Annotated in this window: 10 protein-coding genes and 1 pseudogene; 7 read left to right on the top strand and 4 right to left on the bottom strand. The window is 49.3% G+C overall.

The window, feature by feature from the left end; translation table 11 throughout:
- Window positions 1-561: 561 nt before the first annotated feature.
- On the top strand, window positions 562-5,145 hold the full coding sequence (locus D570_RS0102225; protein ID WP_018142771.1) for a Rib/alpha-like domain-containing protein: 4,584 nt from the start codon (window positions 562-564) through the stop codon (window positions 5,143-5,145).
- 202 nt (window positions 5,146-5,347) lie between these two features.
- Here the strand turns inward: D570_RS0102225 and D570_RS0102220 are convergent, their stop codons facing one another.
- Window positions 5,348-6,112, bottom strand: coding sequence for a sulfite exporter TauE/SafE family protein (locus tag D570_RS0102220; protein ID WP_018142770.1), 765 nt, complete (start codon window positions 6,110-6,112; stop codon window positions 5,348-5,350).
- A 74-nt stretch (window positions 6,113-6,186) separates the two neighbouring features.
- On the opposite strand from D570_RS0102220, the gene D570_RS0102215 reads away from it, so the two are divergent.
- Window positions 6,187-6,747 carry a TetR/AcrR family transcriptional regulator gene (locus D570_RS0102215; protein ID WP_018142769.1) on the top strand — a complete coding sequence of 187 codons (561 nt, stop codon included), beginning with the start codon at window positions 6,187-6,189 and terminating at the stop codon, window positions 6,745-6,747.
- A gap of 104 nt (window positions 6,748-6,851) precedes the next feature.
- On the opposite strand, the gene D570_RS0102210 is transcribed toward D570_RS0102215, so the two are convergent.
- Window positions 6,852-7,535: a hypothetical protein gene (locus D570_RS0102210; protein WP_156812208.1), complete on the bottom strand. Its 684-nt coding sequence runs from the start codon at window positions 7,533-7,535 to the stop codon at window positions 6,852-6,854.
- Window positions 7,536-7,793: 258 nt separating this feature from the next.
- Between D570_RS0102210 and D570_RS0102205 the strand changes: the two genes are divergently transcribed.
- Window positions 7,794-8,132 (top strand): glutaredoxin family protein, encoded by a 339-nt coding sequence (locus D570_RS0102205; protein WP_026181788.1) that lies wholly within the window; start codon window positions 7,794-7,796, stop codon window positions 8,130-8,132.
- Window positions 8,133-8,235: 103 nt separating this feature from the next.
- Here D570_RS0102205 and D570_RS0102200 read toward each other — a convergent pair whose 3' ends face one another.
- On the bottom strand, window positions 8,236-9,021 hold the full coding sequence (locus D570_RS0102200; protein WP_018142766.1) for an acetoin reductase: 786 nt from the start codon (window positions 9,019-9,021) through the stop codon (window positions 8,236-8,238).
- A gap of 425 nt (window positions 9,022-9,446) precedes the next feature.
- On the opposite strand from D570_RS0102200, the gene D570_RS09000 reads away from it, so the two are divergent.
- From D570_RS09000 to D570_RS0102190, 3 genes and pseudogenes are all read left to right on the top strand, one after another.
- The gene (locus D570_RS09000; RefSeq protein ID WP_169331214.1) at window positions 9,447-15,941 is read left to right on the top strand and encodes a Cna B-type domain-containing protein; all 6,495 of its coding nucleotides are present in this window, start codon (window positions 9,447-9,449) and stop codon (window positions 15,939-15,941) included.
- Window positions 15,925-16,062: pseudogene (locus tag D570_RS09730) on the top strand (Cna B-type domain-containing protein); the annotation flags it as partial. The gene D570_RS09000 and the pseudogene D570_RS09730, both read left to right, overlap by 17 nt.
- 30 nt (window positions 16,063-16,092) lie before the next feature.
- Complete coding sequence (locus tag D570_RS0102190) at window positions 16,093-16,860, top strand: Cna B-type domain-containing protein (RefSeq protein WP_169331213.1); 768 nt, start codon at window positions 16,093-16,095, stop codon at window positions 16,858-16,860.
- Window positions 16,861-16,978: 118 nt separating this feature from the next.
- Here D570_RS0102190 and D570_RS08250 read toward each other — a convergent pair whose 3' ends face one another.
- Window positions 16,979-17,404, bottom strand: coding sequence for an iron chaperone (locus D570_RS08250; protein ID WP_018142763.1), 426 nt, complete (start codon window positions 17,402-17,404; stop codon window positions 16,979-16,981).
- A gap of 140 nt (window positions 17,405-17,544) precedes the next feature.
- Between D570_RS08250 and D570_RS0102180 the strand changes: the two genes are divergently transcribed.
- Window positions 17,545-19,620, top strand: coding sequence for a heavy metal translocating P-type ATPase (locus D570_RS0102180; protein ID WP_026181787.1), 2,076 nt, complete (start codon window positions 17,545-17,547; stop codon window positions 19,618-19,620).
- The last annotated feature ends 5 nt before the right edge of the window (window positions 19,621-19,625 follow it).

The following is a 19,625-nucleotide window of genomic DNA, read 5'->3' as shown; positions in this document are numbered from 1 at the left end:
CTGGGTGTGCCACGATGGGGTGAAGGTGTGGCATATCGAGCCAACCTCTTATTTGTATTTTAGTTCACCGTGCACTGTGTACGCCGAGAGGTGAAATGAGAAGCTTGAAGCAGGATATGTGGTTTACGAATGATTTCTGAATAGTACCTGAATGACGGAATCGAAATCGAATCGAATTTTTGTATCAAAAGTAGAAATTTTGTGATATATATTACACTCAACAAAGTTCAAAATTTTATTTAGAAATATAAAATTTATCCAATTTGGGAAAATAGTGAGTGCTATAGTGTACGGAAAATTCCTTAATTTTCAACTGCTCAGGAACATTAAACGAGTATGCAACGTACATGTGGACATCTACCAAATATGGAAGTATTTTCATTCTTAATACTGTACGCAACATACAAAACGCAATTTGGCCCCCCCCCCCCCCCTCGAGTTTAGGATTTTATTGCCTAAAAGATATCACTGCCATTTTTCGAAATGCGAGGTGGTATGAGGGAAGGGGAAAATTTGAAAATAAATAAGAAAAGTGTAGCTGCGTGTATAGCAGCAATCACTATGTTGTTCACGGGAGGTGTGGGTAGCCTTGCGTTCGCCGCTGATGGCGGTAGCTCCACACCGTCTTCAAATGATACGTCCGTTACGTCAACTGACGGTATCAAAGCAATCAATATTTCCGAGGATGCGGATCGTGCTACTCAGCAGGTCCGCGGAACGGCTTATGTTGACAGAGCTAACACAATCTTTGTGATGAACACTGACGAAGGAGATGAGCCGCTTGCTGGTGCTGTGGTGTATTTGCAGTACATGAACGGTAAGGGACAAGTATCTCCAATCTTTTCGGCGGTGACAGCTACAGATGGTTCGTATCATTTCAATGTTCAAGACTCAGTTACAAGCAAATATGGTGCGCCATCCTTTAAGCTTGCTGGTGACCCGAATTTCCAGATTCGTACGTGGATAAAAAACCCAGATCCATCTAAGTACTCTGTTGCCATGACGGGTGATACGTTCAAGGCTGCAGCATTCCACAAACGATTACAACGCACCGTGGAAACTTGGGACTTCACAGTTGGTGTAAACGTAATTATTGGTCAATCAATGGTCTTACAAGAGAGGCCTAATCTTGATGGTTGGTTGGCAAAACCTGAGTCAGATTGGACAACGGCTGGCACTTCTGATGGACAGTTCCCTAATACAGGGGATTCAGGTGTCATAGAGAGTTCTATTTGGTGGGAGGCTCAAGAGGCGGAAGGAAGTATGCCTTATGTGTACCATCAGAATCCGCGTAGAGGCGATCATGCTGCAAATGGTGTCAAAGTTGTAGGATCCTATGTAAACGATGAAGTGGCCCAGCGCTTTGATGACTGGAAAGCAGCGAACAAGGGATATACTCGTTCTCAGTTCCGTGACGCCCAAAAGCAAATTGTAGAAGCGTATGAAGCCGAAACAGGAGTTCCAGGTTCGGCTATTGCAGAGTCAGTAGTCGCAACAGTAAAAGCTGATGGTTCATACTATTTGCCATTTAAGGGGACATACGGTGCTAGCCGTACGCGAATGAATCAAATTGCGCAGGTTGACAATTTGGTGACAGCTGATGAGTGGCATACCGTTGCGACTGACTTTGCAAACAATCGTGCTGTATTTACTGGTGGGTTAATTAACGCAGCTAAGCGTCGTCATATTAACGATGATTACATGTATGTTTACCCTGTGGTTGATAGTGGATATGATGTCTGGATGGACATGTATCAAGATAACATGTTCCAGTCTGCGGAAGAGTGGGGAGGTGCGATTAAGTTTGGCAAAATTGATGCCTATAACTACACAATTCAAGACCAGAACTTCGCATTCCTCATTGCTGACCCACTGTTTGACGTCTTGGAGTACAACTCCTACGATAACCTCGCAACGCCAGGTACAACGGTTCAGACTGAAACTAAGGGCTTGAGGCCATACACTAAGTATGCAATTCAATGGTTCAAGACTGATTCGACTGGTACCTTGGTGAAAGTTGGCGACCCAAATATTCAGACATCCGATGCTACTGGAGCATTGGCATCTGATCCAATCACCGTGCCTGATACCCTGAATGGTCGTACTACGTTCACCGCAATGGTCTTTTCTGTGGATCCGTCTGATGACTCTGTAATTGATGGTGCATTATATGCAGATTCCTTCGATGCTGTAGAGGACACTGATCACGATGGTGATCCAGACACTACTGACCCAGACAACAACAACGACGGCACGCCAGACGATACCACCAAGACTGCGGACTTCCAGCACGTCACCCAGGGTGTGAAGATTGATGGAGTGGTCGTGAACTCCAACGGCGACAACTCGGATAACGGTGCAGAGCTCCCAGCAGCTTTGCGCAATATCGTGGTGACCTTGACTGCAAAGTCTGAGATGACCTACACCAATGCAGCGGGCGAGTCCGTCACCGTACCAGCTGGTACCGTGTTCACCGCAGGTGATGCTTCTACATGGCGTGGTGCTGACGGTTACCCAGTTGTACACAACTTCGGTCTTGCAGACTTCCCTAAGGGTGATTACACCGTTTCTATCTCGGGTAGCACCCCAGGCTATTCCATCGCTGACGATAGCCAGCTCAAGGATGGTGAGACGATCGCCATTGATGGTAATACGGCAAATCTGTTCATTGATTTCCTTAAGTTAGAGGACACTCTTGCTGATGACAATGAGCCTGTGTACCAAGATAACAACACAGTTGAGCAGGGCGGCACGATTACCGTTCCAGCACCTACCTTCAAGGATACGGAAACCGGCGAGGCGACAACTCCTGAAGTAAAGTCCTACGAGCAGGATGGTGATATCACTCTGCCAGATGGTACTAAGGGTGCTTTCCCTGGAACTGTAACCGTGAATGCAGATGGGTCTATCACTGTTGTTGCTAACGATGACGCAACCGTAGGAAAGTACAGTGTGCCTGTAAAGGTAACCTATGGCGATGATTCTACGGATACTGTTTCTGTGCCAGTTACTGTGACAGAAAAGAAGGCTGAGCCTACCCTTGCCGATGACAATGAACCTGTGTATGCAACCGATACCACCGTTGCTCAGGGCGGCAATGCTACCGTTCCAGCTCCTACGTTCAAGAACTCTGCAACGGGCGAGGCTTCAAACCCAGAGGTAAAGTCCTATGAGCAGGATGGCGATATTACTCTGCCAGATGGTACGAAGGGTGCTTTCCCAGGAACTGTAACTGTGAATGCAGATGGTTCTATCACCGTGGTTGCAAACGATGATGCAACCGTAGGTGACTACAGCATTCCTGTAAAGGTAACCTATGCTGATGGTTCTACCGACACGGTTTCCGTACCAGTAAAGGTGACGGAAAAGACCAACACGGATGGCGATGGTGACGGCGTCCCAGACAAGGACGATAAGTGCCCAGCTACGCCAGAAGGTGCGAAGGTAGATGAAAACGGTTGCTCCGTTGCTCCTACAATTCCAGACAATGGCGCTCCTGCCATTTCCGGTAAGGTAGGCACCGCAATTACTCCTGTGGAAGTCACCATTGACAACCCTGGAAAGGCAGAAATCACTGGCTGCACCATTACCGGTTTGCCAGCTGGTTTGACCGCTACGTTTGCAGACGGCAAGTGCACCATTTCCGGTACCCCAACGGAAGAGGGCACAGGAAACTACACTGTTACCGTTTCTTACAAGCCAGCAGATTCTGCAACTGCAGGTACTACAGACCCAGCTCAGGGTAGCTACACCATCAATCCTGCCGATTCCAAGGATGGCGATGGCGACGGCGTACCTGATGATTCTGATAAGTGCGCAAACACGCCAGCAGGCGCTCTGGTAGATGAGAACGGTTGCGCCGTTGCGCCAAGCGTTGACACCACCTTGCCAGATGTAACCGGTACTGTAAACAAGCCAATTACTCCAGTGGAAATTGAAGTAAAGAACCCAGGCAAGGCTGATATCACGGGTTGCACCGTTACCGGTTTGCCAGCTGGCTTGACTGCTACGTACAAGGATGGCAAGTGCGTCATCTCCGGTACGCCTACAGAGGCTGTCACCGACAAGCCTTACACCGTAGTTATCAACTACAACGAGCCTGATGGTGACAAGTCTGCAAAGACTACCGACCCTCAGACAGGTAAGAGCACTATCGGTAAGGCAGATACCACTCCTACATTTGATCCAAATGGCACGGACGACAATGGCAACCCATTCGTAATCAACCCATCTGCGGACGATCCATCCCAGTGCAGCATTGCTCCATACGTAGTGCTTCCACAGGATGAGGGCGTGGTATACACCGTAAAGGATTCGAAGGGCAATGTACTCACAGCAGACGCTGATGGTCATTACACCTATGCATACGGCGAAACCGTTACGGTCACGGCTGTACCTGCGGATGGTTACCAGTTCTCTGGTGAGCAGACGGTGACATGGACCTTCAAGTCCATGGCTAACGCAGCGTGCTTGCCTGCATGGAATGACACCACCACGGAGCCAAAGACTCCAGTGAACGTTCCAAATGCAAACGATGGAACCACCGTTCCTGATGGCTCAACCGTTGTAGTCGACGGTCCTGGTACTGCTGAATTGAACCCAGATGGTTCGATTACAGTCACTCCTAACGATGATGCAAAGCCTGGTGACACCATTACCGTTACGGTAAAGGATCCATATGGCAATGACATCGACCAGGTTGTCGTTACAATTACGGAGCCTAAGACTCCAGGAAATCCGGGGGAGAAGCCTGACTGGAACGATGGCACCACCAAGCCTGGCGAGCCAGTAACCGTACCAAACAACGGCGGTAAGGTACCAGATGGCACCACCGTAGTTGTGGATGGTCCTGGTACAGCTGAGCTGAATCCAGATGGTTCGATTACTGTAACTCCAAATGATGATGCTAAGCCTGGCGACACCATTACGGTAACCGTCAAGGACAAGGATGGCAACGTTATCGACCAGTTCTCAGTAAAGATCACTGGACCAAACACCACAGTGTCTACCACCAAGCCTCATGCATTGGCATCGACCGGTTCTGACGTGGCCACAATCGCTGCAGTTGCGCTCATGACTCTCATTGCTGGTTTGTCCAGCGTCATCGCAATCAAGCGTCGTCGCGCAGATCAGGCTCGCTCATAGGCTCGGCAGTAAGTTTTGGGTTTTCACAATTGCGTGAGTGAGTCGAAATCCAAAACACTGTGTGAGAATAATTGAATAGCCTAGTCAAAGCTAGGCAACGTAAAGGGTTGGATACCTCAGGTATCCAACCCTTTATTTGTAGGCAAGACCTCGGAGCTGATGCGTTGAGCTACCTGTGCTATGCAGCCTGGGCGCGTCGAAGCTACAGAGTTACGAACATTTTCACACCGAAGTAGATAATGAGGATGCCGAGGAAAATGCCAAAACGACTGTCAATTTTCTTCAGGTTAATGCGCGAAAGAATCAGAGGAGTGAGGACGGAACCGATGATTGCCCCAAGCATTAAGGTCGCACCTGCCGACCACGCAATGCTCGCGGTAAGCGCATGGCTGATAAATCCTACGAGGGACATGGCGCATAACACGTAGGTGCTAGTCCCTGCAGCTTCAAACGTGCTCAAGCCCATGATGGACAGCCCGGCCATGGTTGTTGCTCCGCCGCTCAAACCGCCGAGCCCAACCATAAGACCGCTTAATGCGCCCAGACCGTATGCGGACCAAGGGCCATGCTTGGATTCCTGTGGTTCTGGGGAATCATTGCTCACGCTGTGATGTCCTAGAGCCAGCACATTTTTACGGAGCACAATTGCTCCCATGATGATGAGGAGCATGCCAATCAAGATGGCATAAATTGTTTCAGGTATGTAGCGGCTGAGAAAAGTACCAACGAGGATGCTAGGCAGGGCCGCAAGGATAAGCCGATTCCCGGTTTTAAATTGCACGTTATGGATGTGCATTTGGGATAACGTGCCAAAAAATAGAGCTGGCAATGCTACGAATAAGGATGTGGACACCGCAGTCGCAGTCGATAATTGTCCGCTGAGTACGCCGAGATACAAAGAGGCGCCACCGCCGCCAATCAGGCTGACAAAAACGCCGATGAGAAATCCAAACAAAGCATTGTACATATAATCGCCTCCACACGATACGTGTGTATAATAAACGGAGAACTGTCCGTTTGTCAATTAAGGGGTGAAATGTGATGCGAAGTGATGCCAGAAAAAATCAGGAAGAGATTCTTGAAACGGCACGCCGGCTTTTCAGGCAGTTTGGTGTGTCCAAAGTTAGTATGAATCAAATCGCGAATGCCGCGGGCGTCGGCGCGGGCACGTTGTATCGGCATTATGCCCACAAATCTGCGCTGTGCATTGCACTCGTATATGACAGTCTTGCAACTTTTGTAAACGAAAGCCGGGCATATCTCGAGGAGACGCAGCGTCCGGCTCAAGAACAGTTTGCAAGAGTTCTTAAGAAGTATCTGGAATTTCGCGAGAATCAGCATGAATTACTGATGAATATTGACGTGACGAGTGATGCTGCTAGTGGCAGTTATTTTTATGCGAGTGATATTTATCAATCGGTTATCGACATTTTTATGCAGATTATAAAATCTGGTCATCCGCAGATGAGCGAGCAGGCCTGCAGATTTCGAGCAGATATGCTGATTGCCATGCTGAAAAGTGATGCCTATGAGTTCCAGCGTTATAGGCGTGGGCTGAGTCAATCAGAGATTATAAGCGAAACGATGGCGTTGATGTGGTGAACAAACCTGACGCTGGGTGATGGTGCAGGCGAGGGAGACGAGATACAAGATCCTCCACGCACGGCTGTGCAGTGGAGGATCTGGGTTAAGGGTGGAGTCTGAACCTATTCAGCGCTTTCTGTTGAATTTTTTGCACTCGAATTTTCTGCGTTCGAAATTTCTTCTGCTTCTGTGTTTCCTTCTTCGGCGGCATTTTCATCGCTTTCAGGCGCATATTCCTTGGCGAAGGAGTAATGAGGGAGGCCGTTTTCGATGGACTGCTGCACAAGTTCCTCATGCTTGGCTAGTGCTGCGGCTTCGATGACATCCCATTCGAAGGCTCCGCGAGCAAATTTGGCCAGCTTGCTTGGCTTCAAACCTGCTGTATGCATGTGATGCAGTGTTTCGGCAGTTTCCTGAATGATGGCCTCATCCAGATCCAACGCTTCATACATCCAAATAATGGCTTCAGGGCGTTGCAAACCTTGGAAGGCGTAGAATGCGTAAGCAAGATTTTCGCGCTTCTTCGTAGGAAAAGCACCCTTCTTGCCCAATTTCTTTGCCGCGTCCTTTTGAGCCTCTATTTCGCACATCTTTGCTTCAAAGAAAGCGCTCACGTGCAGACGTGAAGAGAACCAGTAGCGCTTCTTCTTCTGTGGCATTTCCTTCTCTAACGCATCGCTAATAGGATAATGGCTCTCTGCCTCAGCAAGCACAGCGCCGAAATCCTGAGACGTCATGCCCTTCTTTGGATTGATGGCTTTGGACACGGTAATTTCCCCCTCCTGGATAAATGTTATCCTTCTCACCTTAGCACTAGCAGCACAGTAGGAATTGCTATATCGACTTATCTGCAGGCCTTATTTTTCAAGTGATGAAGAATTCTCAGAAAATTTTATAATTCATCATAATTGCTGTGCATGTAAGCGACAGAATACAGAATTTTCGTTTGTGGTCAGAGCATAATCACGGACTTCCTCGCGCATTTTCGATACAGTAAGAAGAGGAATAATTACGCGAAATATCCGTTGTTTTAATTAATGACGAGATGAGCAAAGGACAGCACGATGGCACACAGTTTAGAACTTTTTTATAAGGAAGATTGCCCATACTGCCATAAGGTGATGGATTTTATGGAGGAAAATGGTATCCGCATAGAAATGAACGATGTGATTGCCAATCCTCACGCACGCGAAAGGCTTATCAGCGTTGGCGGGAAGCCTCAGGTGCCATGCCTTTTCATCGATGGCAAGCCACTGTATGAATCCCTGGATATCATCGATTTCCTTGCGAAAGAATTCAATGTCCATCGTAATGAGACTTTAGCAAGCGTGAATGCGCGCACGGACAATGCAATTAAGGTCGAGTCTTCAGGTGCATGCGATATTGATGGCACTTGCCACTAGAGACTAATAATACATACGCAACAGGGCTGGTTGAGTAAAACTCTTCCAGCCCTGAATTTTTAAGCGATGCTATTTTGCGTTTACATTTGCGTATTGCGGCACTTTAGCGATACTGCATACCACCGTCGACGATGATGGTCTGGCCTGTAACGTAGTCAGCCTTTTCGCTTGCCAAGAAGGATACAACACCAGCGACATCGCGTGGATACTCATAGCGTCCCAATGCGATGGAATCCTTCATAGCCTTCATATTTTCGCCCTTTGGCTTGCCGTTGAGCTTACCCATTTCCTCATCGATGTAATCCCACATTGGGGTGTCTACGATGCCAGGTGCATAGCCATTGACGGTGATGTTGCGTGGAGCGAACTCCTGTGCCGCTGCCTGAGTAAGACCGCGCACTGCGAACTTTGTGGAGGAGTAAGCACCCAAAATAGGGAATCCTTCGAAACCAGCAATCGAAGAAGCGGAAATGATGCGACCGCGTTCCTTGCCGAGCTCTTCAAACTTTGCTGCTGCTGCTTGAATGCCAAATACAACGCTGAAAATATTGACGTGGTAGATAGTTTCCAACTGCTCTGGAGTAATTTCAGTAAATGGCACAACCTGGCAAATGCCTGCATTGTTTACCAAAACATCAAAGGTACCTAATGTGTCAACGGTGTCGTCGATAAGTCCGAAAACCTGATCCTTATCGGAAACATCAGTTGGGCGGAAGAAAGCCTTGCGACCTAGTGCCTCAATTTGTGAAACTGTGTCCTCTGCTGCTTCACGCTGTGTAGGCAAATCTGCCACAGCAATGTCGAAACCATCCTCAGCGAGCTGAAGAGCAATTCCCTGACCGATTCCGCGAGCAGCTCCAGTAACAACTGCAACCTTATTTTCTGCCATAGCGCACCCTTTCTGTGATGCTCTGAGTGGTGCGAAGCTGTCTCGTTTGCGGGGAACAGCACGCACGCATAGTTAATTGCGGATAATGACTACCGTGTCTGTCTCGCATACTGTGCGCATGGGGACTATGGCAACGATGCCATTTACCTCTTACAGATTATCACTAAACCTTGGTGATAATCACTATTAGTTTCATGTGATGAATGTCACATTTTTGCGCCATATCGGAGCTGTAAGAGCGTACTCCATAACTTCAAAATTTTTGAATTTCCTATGGCTAGTTTTGAACATATCTGAGGACATCGTCAATTTTCTAAGCTTTGAACTGTATGATTAGAGCTATTACGAAGTGTTTAGAGTAGAGCGCTGACGTGATGGGCCCACAATACGCGGATGCGCATTTTGAGCTGAAAGAGGAGAGGAAAATGAGAGTTAAGAGACTCTTGGTGGCGGCATTAATGGCTGTGTCCATGATTCTGCCGGCTGCAAGTGCCGTGGCAGCAACACCAGATACGAATACGACACCAGATACAACTTCACAGACGACGACGTCCCCGCAGTCCACAACGACAACTGAGTCGACTACGCCGCAGGACGATACAGCTACGAAAAACGACGCAGATTCGCAGAACGGCTCGTCTGCACAGTCTGATTCGTCTACTCAGTCTGAGGATGCAAGCTCCCCAGAGAGTTTAGATGAGAGTTCAGATGCGCAAGATTCTAGCGCTTCCCAGCCATCCCAACCTCAAGCACAGGAACGCGCTACAGCTCCTGCGGCTACAGGTAGTAGCGACGATACTTCGAGAGTAAGTCTGAAGATTGCGCAATTAGCGGATGACAATTCCCTCTCTGACGGCAAAACCGACTACTATACCTTTGAAACGGTGGATGATGTGGTCGATTTGGATGTATCGGGTAAGGACTACGTAATCGACAATCCATACCTCATCATTCGCCTCACAAAAACAAACAAACTCGAAAACGTTACCTTCGTGGACTCTCAGACGGGTACTACGGAGCGCTACGATGACGACAACTACACGTATGTGAAGTACACGTTCCCCACGCTTTCTGGTGGCTACCACAACACCTATCCTGTGAGCTTTGATTTTGACGGTCACTATGCATCTAATGGCGATCAGGTGACAATGAATGCCACCTTGTATGCACGAGATGGAACGGTTATTTCCAGCTCAGAAAAGACATATACAGCAAAGGTTACGGGCTTTGATGCTTTTTCGCGCCATGGTGCCTCGGGATTTGGTGGAGAGGTTCTGGATGCCGTAGACGGTGTAGCCATTGAGAAGGGAAACCCTGATGGCCTTGTTTCTAACGGTCACCGCAATATGGGCACCGCTGTCATCGATTCTGAAGAAGACGGTGTAACGGTCAGCGGCTCGACGGCACAAACCAATATTTTTGCCAGTATTTCTGCAAAACAGAATGGGCAATCGGGGATTCAAGGTCTTGCGTACCCGCAGAATGTGAAAATCGTTTACACTCTGCCCGAAAATATGGTTATTACATATAAAGAGTTTACTCGAGAAACCACTTATACAGAGGAAACTTTGGCGGACGGCAGGACAAGGCTGACTGCAATTACGCCTACCCCGAGTTTTAATTCTAATGAAGATTACAGTACAAACTATCGTAAGTCGTTCAGGCCATATGTCAGAGTTGGTTTCGATAACGGTTTGCCAGTAAATACCGATTTACCAGTTCTTATTGATTATTATTATAATGTCAATGCTGATGGCTCCGGCGGTACTTTTATCGCGAGTAGAAATGAAACATTCTTCCTGAAACCTGTAATTTTCAAAGGTACGTATAGGTTTAACATAGCCAAAGACGGCAATGCGCGGACGTTGGGAAACACTTTTTACGACAAATTTGGCACCGTGTATAACTGCACTAATCATGCGAACCATCATTATCAGTATTTTAAGGGTCATTACTATATGAACCTTTGTGATGTGACGGAGCCTGGCTTAGCGCACAACATTTGGTTGAGTAATACAAATAACGGATCCGGGGTCAGCAATCCGAATGCGGGTGGGCATGCTAGCACCGTCACGGAGTTCTCGCTATCACTGGATGGCGAACGGGCAGAGAGCATAAAGTTTAATGGCGTTTATGTCAAGGGTTTCGAAACTTGGAAATCGAATGCTGAAGATGAAATCAAGAACTTGGACAGCATTTTTGAGGATGGAAATGTAAGTCTTTACGGCGTTCGCGCTGATGGCTCGCGTAAACTTTTGAAGTCGAGCGTGCAGCTTCGCGAGTACATCAAAATCGAGGAAGAGACCGAGCGAGAATTCGTATCCCTGGTCTTTGAAACGGCTAAACCCATTGTCTTGGATAATATGACATTGAGGCTGTTTGAGTTTACACACTTGACTGCTCAGGGTCAGAAAGATCTTGAGGCCATGCCGGAGCCTCTGACGTGGGAGTACAGATCGAGCGTATCCGCAGTCGTAGATAATGCAACGGCAACGTATTCCGGTCCGTGGAACTTCTACAACATCACGCCGCTGCAGCCTAAAGTCAATGAAAAAGTGGATGTAGATAAGACCGTGGCATACCAAGAGGGTGGTACGCCAGTCGATGTGCGTGTGGGGCCGGATTTCCCAAACATGAGTGATGAAACAGCCGCCTATGGGCCGGTGAAGACGATAGATAATGTGCGCACGGTAACAATTCTGCCGGACGGCTTTACCTTTGATCGGTGGAAAAAAGCGGAAGTTGGTAACGGCATCGGCTGGGTGTATAACACGCCGTACTATACGTGGAAGTGGGATGGTGCGGATCAGCAACCGACTGTCCAGGAAATTAAGAATTACAAAGGTACAGGTAAGACCGCTGTCGTCATCGATTACGGCTCAATCCCGGCAGCTCAACGTGCTCCGATTGATTTGACCTTGCGCGCTACGAAGTATGCCAAACGTGGTCAAAACGATGTAGTCACTTACATGTCCTACGCCAATAACGACCTGATTCGACCATACGGGTACCATCCGATAGATAAAGATGGTAGTAGAGGCCCAAATACCTATCAGGATGCGCTGGATCTGGATGACGATGGGGATACTACGGAGCTCTTCCAATTTGCCACCAGTCACATCACCTACATTCCACCACTGGAGCTGATGCTGAATACCTCCGTGTCCTATGATGGGGAATTTAGCTCAACGGTTACCGGTGATTTGGGCTATCCGGCGACATATAAGATTAATGCTTTCAATAATTCGATTAAACCGCTGGATTCGCTGTCGATTATTGATGTGCTGCCATATAAGGGCGATCACACCATCGTGGCGAATAACGATGGCGAATACCCGAGCAGAGGGTCTACATATGTCACGGGGCTCAACGGCAGTCTGGAGGAAGCAAATCCTGATTTGAGTGAGAAGTTTGACTTCTACTATCAGCTGACACCTCAGGGTGACGCCATCGCATCTGTGCGAGACGGTGAGTGGCTGACGGCTGATCAAGTGAGCGACTTCTCTCAGGTGAAATCCGTCAAGATGGTGCTCAAGGATGGGCAAGAGATCGCCAGTAAGTCGGAAGTGGATATCTACATTCCTGTGAAGGTGCCGTACGATACCTCGCTGAAGGACGATCAGAGCGAGAAACCGGATGTGGCGGTGAATACGGCGGCCTTTGCACTGGATGGTAGAACGTACTCTGAGGCCAATAGCACGGAAACTTATTTTGCTACGTACACGGTGACGGGTCGTATGTATCTCGATAAGAATAAGAACGGTACATACGATGAGGGTACGGATAAGCCTCTGGCAGGTCGTACGCTGAAACTCATGGAAGATCAGGCGGGTAACACCGTAGCGCGGGCTACGCTGCCGGGTGAGGCCACGAATCCTGATGGTTCTGAGATTTCGATAACCACGGATAGCGAAGGCTTATACTCCGCTCCTGTGTATTTGCGTGGTAGTTATCGCATTCTGGCAACACGCCTGCGTACGGAAAAATTCTCTGAAAACATGGGCGGGAACAATAATCTGGATCTTTCCACCGCTAGCGGTGACACCATGCTGACTGCCACATTGGCTCTGAATCCTGTGAACCGCACTGCCGCGCGCGATATCCCAGTAGAGGATATACCGGGATCGATTACCGTGCAGAAGACTTCTAAGGTGGAGGACGGAAACGATACCGCTGCGCCATTGACAGGAGCCGTCTTTCGCGTGCTCAAGGCTGACGGAAGTGCAGTGACGGATCTAGACGGTAAGGCTTTGGATATCGCTACCACCGATGCGAATGGTCAGCTGAAGTGGGAAAATCTGCCACTGGATGACTACAAAGTAGTCGAAGTGACTGCACCTGTGGGGTACACGCTGGATAACACAGAGCACGCTGTGACCTTGACACGTGAGGTGCCGGACGTGACAGTTGATGCGGAGAACGCGTTGAACCGCACCACGGTGTCGGTGACAAAGGTGTGGAATGACGATAATAATCGCGACAACCTGCGCCCAGATAGCGTGACCGTACACCTGCTCGCAGATAACACAGATACGGGCAAAACTCTGACTCTGGATGCAGCAGGTAATTGGACGGGAAGCTTTACCGGACTGCCAACGCATAACAATGGCACGGCAATTGCGTATACCGTAACCGAAGATGAGGTAGCGCATTATACTGCCGCCATTACCGGTGATGCCACAGCAGGCTATATCGTAACGAATACACATACGCCTGCCGTGTGTGATATCACGGTTTCTAAGACGTGGGATGACGCCAGCAACCAAGACGGAGTACGCCCTGAGTCGGTGACCGTCAACCTGCTAGCCGATAATCAGCCTGCGACGGGTGCCGATGGTAAGGCGATAACCGCTACACTGAATGCGGCCAACGAGTGGAAGTACACCTTCTCGCAGTTGCCAGTAAATAATGCTGGTCAAGCCATAAACTACACCGTTACAGAAAACACGGTAGAGGGTTATACTTCGGAGATTAGCGGTGATGCACAGGCTGGATTTGTCGTAAAAAACACGCATACGCCAGCTACAGTGAATGTGCGAGTCGCCAAGCAGTGGGTAGATGACAACAATTCCAAGGGTTTGCGCCCAGCGGATGTTACTATCCAGCTCACGGCTGATGGCGTAAATGTCGAAAACCAGACACTGACCTTGAACGAAGCAAACAACTGGACGGATAGCTTCCAAGATTTGCCAAAGTTCAAGGCGGGCAAGGAAATTGCCTATGATATTGCAGAAAATCCAGTAAATAATTACTCGTCAGCGAAGTCCGGCTCTGCAAGCGCAGGATTCACCGTTACAAATACCCTGACAGGAAAGATTACTGTTACTGCGAAGAAACAGTGGTCGGGCATTGATGCGGATGCGGCTCCAGCTGTGACAGTTCAGCTACTTGCAGATGGCAGCGTCGTGGACGGCAAGACGGCAAGCTTGACCGAAGACAATGGCTGGACGTCTGAGTTCACAGATTTGGATCAGTACAAGGCTGGCAAGGAAATCGTCTACAGCCTCGCGGAAGTGGGCGCGGCCGACGGCAAGATTACTCTGGACGGACATGATTACGAAGTTGCTATTGGTGCTATCGATGACTCTCGCGTTATCACGGTGACGAATACCATCGTCAACCCAACTTTGAGCGTCCAAGGCTCGAAGGTGTGGAAAGATGCGGATAATCAGGATGGCATTCGTCCAGATGCAGTAACCGTAAATCTCACACGCAATGGTGAGCAGGCAGGCACGAATGCTCAGGTCAATGCGGAGAGTAACTGGAAGTTCAGCTTCGATAATCTGCCAACCTATGACAGCAAGGGCAAGGCCATCGAGTACGGCGTGACGGAGAATGCTGTAGAAGGTTATACGACTGCAATTAGTGGAAGTATGGCTGATGGTTTCATCGTCGCGAATTCTCATACACCTGATGTACGGAGCATTTCTGTGTCGAAGACCTGGGATGATGCAGACAATCAGGATGGTGTACGTCCTGACTCCGTTACGGTAAACCTGCTTGCTAATGGTGAACCGGCAAAGGATGTGGATGGTGTGGCTATTACGGCTGTGCTTTCTGCTTCGAATGAGTGGAAGCACACTTTTGAGAATCTCCCAGTCAACGCTGGTGGAACGGCAATCAACTACACCGTTTCTGAAGATAACGTAGAGGGTTATTCGGCTGACATTACGGGTTCTGCAGATGCAGGCTTCGAAGTGAAGAATACTCATACGCCAGCTACCGTGGATGTGCCTGTAACCAAGCAGTGGATAGATGATGACAATGCAAAGGGTCTGCGTCCGGATAGCGTGACTATCCAGCTGACTGCTGACGGTGCGGCTGTCGAAGGTCAGAAGTTGACCTTGGACGATGCAAATAATTGGACAGATAGTTTCAAGGATTTGCCAAAGTTTAAGCAGGGCAAGGCCATCGTTTATGACGTCGAAGAGGCAACGGTAAACAATTACTCTTCTGCTAAGACGGGCACTGCTGAGACTGGTTTCACAGTGACAAACACTATTGAGGGTAAGGTCTCTGTGGGCGTGACGAAGCAGTGGTCCGGTATTGATGCAGATGCTGCCCCTGACGTGCAGATGCAGCTCCTCGCCAACGGTGAGGCGGTTGATGGTCAGGTGGTGAAACTCAACCAAACGAACGAGTGGAAGCATACCTTTACAGACTTGGATCAGTTCAAGGATGGTAAGGAAATTGCTTACACCGTGGAAGAAGTGGGAGCCGCCAACGGCAAGATTACTCTGGCAGGCCACGAGTACACGGTATCCGTGGAGGGAAGTGCGGCATCGCACAGCTTCACCTTTACCAACACTATGGTCAACCCATTGATCAGCTTTGAGGGCACTAAAGTCTGGGATGATGCGGACAATCAGGACGGCATTCGTTCCGACTCTGTGACAATGGTACCTGCTACGAAACAGTGAGCGTACAAATACCATCGCCGAAGCAGATGCACAGTCCCAGTGGGCATTCTCCTTCACAGATCTGCCAACCTACGATTCCAAGGGTAAGAGCATCACTTACGGAATTGAAGAGGTCGCAGTATCCGGCTACACCACCGCGATTACAGGTAGTGTGGCAGAAGGATATGTGGTAACCAATTCTCACACACCGGATGTGCGCGATATTTCGGTAAGCAAGACGTGGCAAGATGATGACAATATCGATAATCTGCGCCCAGACAGCATTACTGTTTATCTGCTGGCGGATGGTGAACGCACGGATCAGAAGCTCAGCTTGAGTGCAGAGTCTGATTGGACGGGAAGCTTTGAATCCCTGCCGGTTAATAAGCAGGGTGAAGAAATCCAGTACTCCGTGGAAGAAGAGCCGGTTGAAGGCTACGTGGCTGAGGATAGTGCTGGTGATATGGAGAATGGTTTCAGCATGGTGAATACCTTGATTCGCGGATCCATCAGCTTAAAGAAGGTCGATGGCAACGGACAGCCACTCAGCGGCGCAACCTTTGAGGTGCGAGATGGCAATGGAAAGGCAATCAAGCAAGCGGTATCGGATGACAACGGTGCTGTGTCCTTCACGGGTCTCGCCTACGGCAAGTACACCGTTGTGGAAACTCAATCTCCAGAAGGCTTTGAAAAGGCTGAATGGTCTGCGGATGCTGACATCGCTGAACAGGGACAAGAGATTTCTCTGGGAGAAGTGGTCAACCGCCGCATCCCAGTTCCTGTGCCGACGAGTCCTATCCTGCAGAAGCTATCTGAAACGGGTGCGGATGTACTGGCAATAGCCGGAGTTGCTCTCGCAGTGCTCATTGCTGGAATTGTGCTGGTTGTTCGTCGCAAGCGTGCTGGAGAGGCTATGCTAGGGCGTCATACGCGTCGATAGATGCGCAGAAACAGCTGAAGGTAGCTAAAAGTTCAGGGCTCTCGTGTCATGTCGAGAGCCCTGAACGTATTTCTTATTTCTATTTTCTATCGAAACAACGGCAGAATTGATTTAAAAACTATTCTTGCCCAAGTTCCTTGATAATTACGTCTTGAGGCAGCCAGTAATTATCAATATCCTTCTTCAGCTTCATCTGCATCTGTATAGTCTCTTCGATGAGATCGAAAGGCAGAGGCTTATCTAATGGGAAATTCACCAGCTTTTTCGTGCAACGATAACCGCGCTCGGTAAAGGTATCGCGTAGCTTTTCCAAAGCCACCTGCTCGCCAGTAAAGCACAAATGCTTTGTGACTGCAGACATGCCTACGATAAAGGTGCCGTGATGTGTAAACATGGGCTGATTCCATGCGATGCGGGTGTCCAGCTCAGGATGGTTCTCGCAAATCCATTCGAGAAGCTCACGCAGAAACTCTCGAGTAGTATCTGGCACGCGTGGGCCAGCGAGATATTCCTCAAATTCTTGAGGCAAAACGGTATCCGACATAGGGGCTCCTTGACGGTCAAATGAAAGTTAAAAAGGTACTAAGATTGTAGGAGTAATTATACTTGAGATGCTTTAGGTTTGCTCAAGAAGAAAATTCAAGAAAAAACGAAAAATAAAGCGTCTACCGCCTTGTGTGGAGGATGAAGAGAATGAAAAATGCAGTGTGGCGCAATATTTGGGAGTCCGCCAAAAATGTTCCCATGCTCTTTGTAACCATAGGTGTTTTTATCCTGCTCGTAATCCTTAGCCTTCCTGCGCTCAGCGCGTTTGCTGCGTGGAGATTGTGGATAGTCGTTGCGCTGGTCATCGTTACCGTGGGTGACACGCTGATCGGCATGATTGAAGATATCAAAAACGGTCATGTAGGTCTCGATGTGCTGGCGGTGGTGGCCATCATTTCCGCTCTTGCGGTGGGCGAGTATTGGGCATCGTGGACTGTGGTGCTGATGATTTACTCGGGATCTGTCATCGAAGCCTATGCTCAAAGCTCTGCAAAGCATAACCTCACCATGCTCATGAAGTCCGCTCCAAGCATTGCGCATCGCTTTGCGGGTGGTAATGCGGAAGGTTCAGACATCGAAGACGTCGACGTCAGCGAGGTGCAGGTCATGGACTTGCTACTCGTGAAGCCGGGTGAAACGGTGCCCGTCGATGGCGTGGTCATGAGCGACAGAGCGGTGGTCAATCTTTCCATGATTAATGGTGAGCCTCTGCCGCAAACCGTGCGCAATGCGCAGCGCGTGCCTTCGGGAGCCATAAACGACTCCGAAAGCTTTACGTTACGTGCTACAGCGGCGGCGGCGGATTCACAGTATCAGCGCATTTTGTCCCTAGTGGAAGCGGCTCAGAACTCGCGCCCAGCATCGGTGCGCACGGCAGATCTGCTCGCAGTGCCTTTTACCGTTGTGGCGTTCACACTTGCGGGCATCGCCTGGTTCCTCAGTGGCAACCCCGTGCGCTTTGCCGAGGTGCTCGTGCTTGCCACCCCATGCCCTTTGCTGATTGCTGCACCGGTCGCCTACCTCGGTGGAACCTCCCGTTTGGCCGCCTCGGGCGTACTGGTGAAGGGACAGGAAATTATCGAACAGCTGACCAAAGTTACGCAAATTTTCTTCGATAAAACAGGCACATTAACAGTAAAGCAACCACAGGTCGTTCGTGTCGAGCGCGCACACGATGAGCGTGCGAACCTCTGGAATCACATCAGCGATGACATGTTGCTCAGCGCAGTCGGTGTAGTGGAATCGTACTCCATCCACATTTTGGCCCAAGGCATTGCCTCCGCAGGAAAAAAGGCAAGAGATCGCGTTACGGATGAGCAATTAGCTCAATTCGATGTCGATGACGTCTCTCAAGTTGTAGAGCGCAGCGGCATGGGCGTTACGGCACAAGTCAGCGGTCATACCGTCAAAGTGGGCCGATTCGCATTTGTGCTTGGAGAGGCACCAAACCAAGGATTTAAGAAATCCAATTCCTCTGCGCCTGCACGCAAATATGTGCTGCAGGCAAACGAGCAGAAAGCACCCGTCCGCGGCACCTTACCAGATGTAGCGAAGCAACGCGAAGATGCCATCACCTCGCATGATATCTTCTCCGATTTGGAGCCAGCCTCCATGGCCGCATACGTCTCCATCGATGGAGACGTGGTGGGGCGCATTATTTTGCGCGATGTCCCACGTGCCAATGCGGCGGATACCGTGAAAACACTACGAGATCTGGGCGTCACCCATATTTCCATGCTTACGGGAGACTCCCAAGATTCGGCATATCGCATCGCTGAGCAAGTAGGCATCAATCAAAAAGACGTGTACACCAAGCTGTTGCCAGAAAATAAGCAACGCATCCTGCACAACTCTCGCCAAAACACCCACGCCATCACCATGATGGTGGGCGATGGCGTCAACGATGCGCCCGTTCTCGCATCTGCAGACATTGGCGTGGCCATTACAGACGGCTCCTCCACAGCCGCATCTGAAACTGCACACATGGTCATTATGAATGACGATGTCAGCCTTATCCCAAAGTCCATCTTGATCGCACGACGCACACAAAACGTGATGTATCAAGCCGTGATCATCGGTCTCGCGCTCGCCACCATTGGCATGATTGTTGCCTCCTTCGGCGTCATTCCAGCCGTGCTAGGTGCTTTCGGGCAAGAGGCCATCGATGTTATTTCTATTATGTGGGCGTTAAACGCTGTACGAGATAAGAAGTAGGTTAG

The organism is Alloscardovia criceti DSM 17774 (assembly GCF_000376885.1).
GTDB classification, from domain to species: domain Bacteria; phylum Actinomycetota; class Actinomycetes; order Actinomycetales; family Bifidobacteriaceae; genus Alloscardovia; species Alloscardovia criceti.
This window is presented reverse-complemented; position numbering and strand designations above follow the sequence as displayed.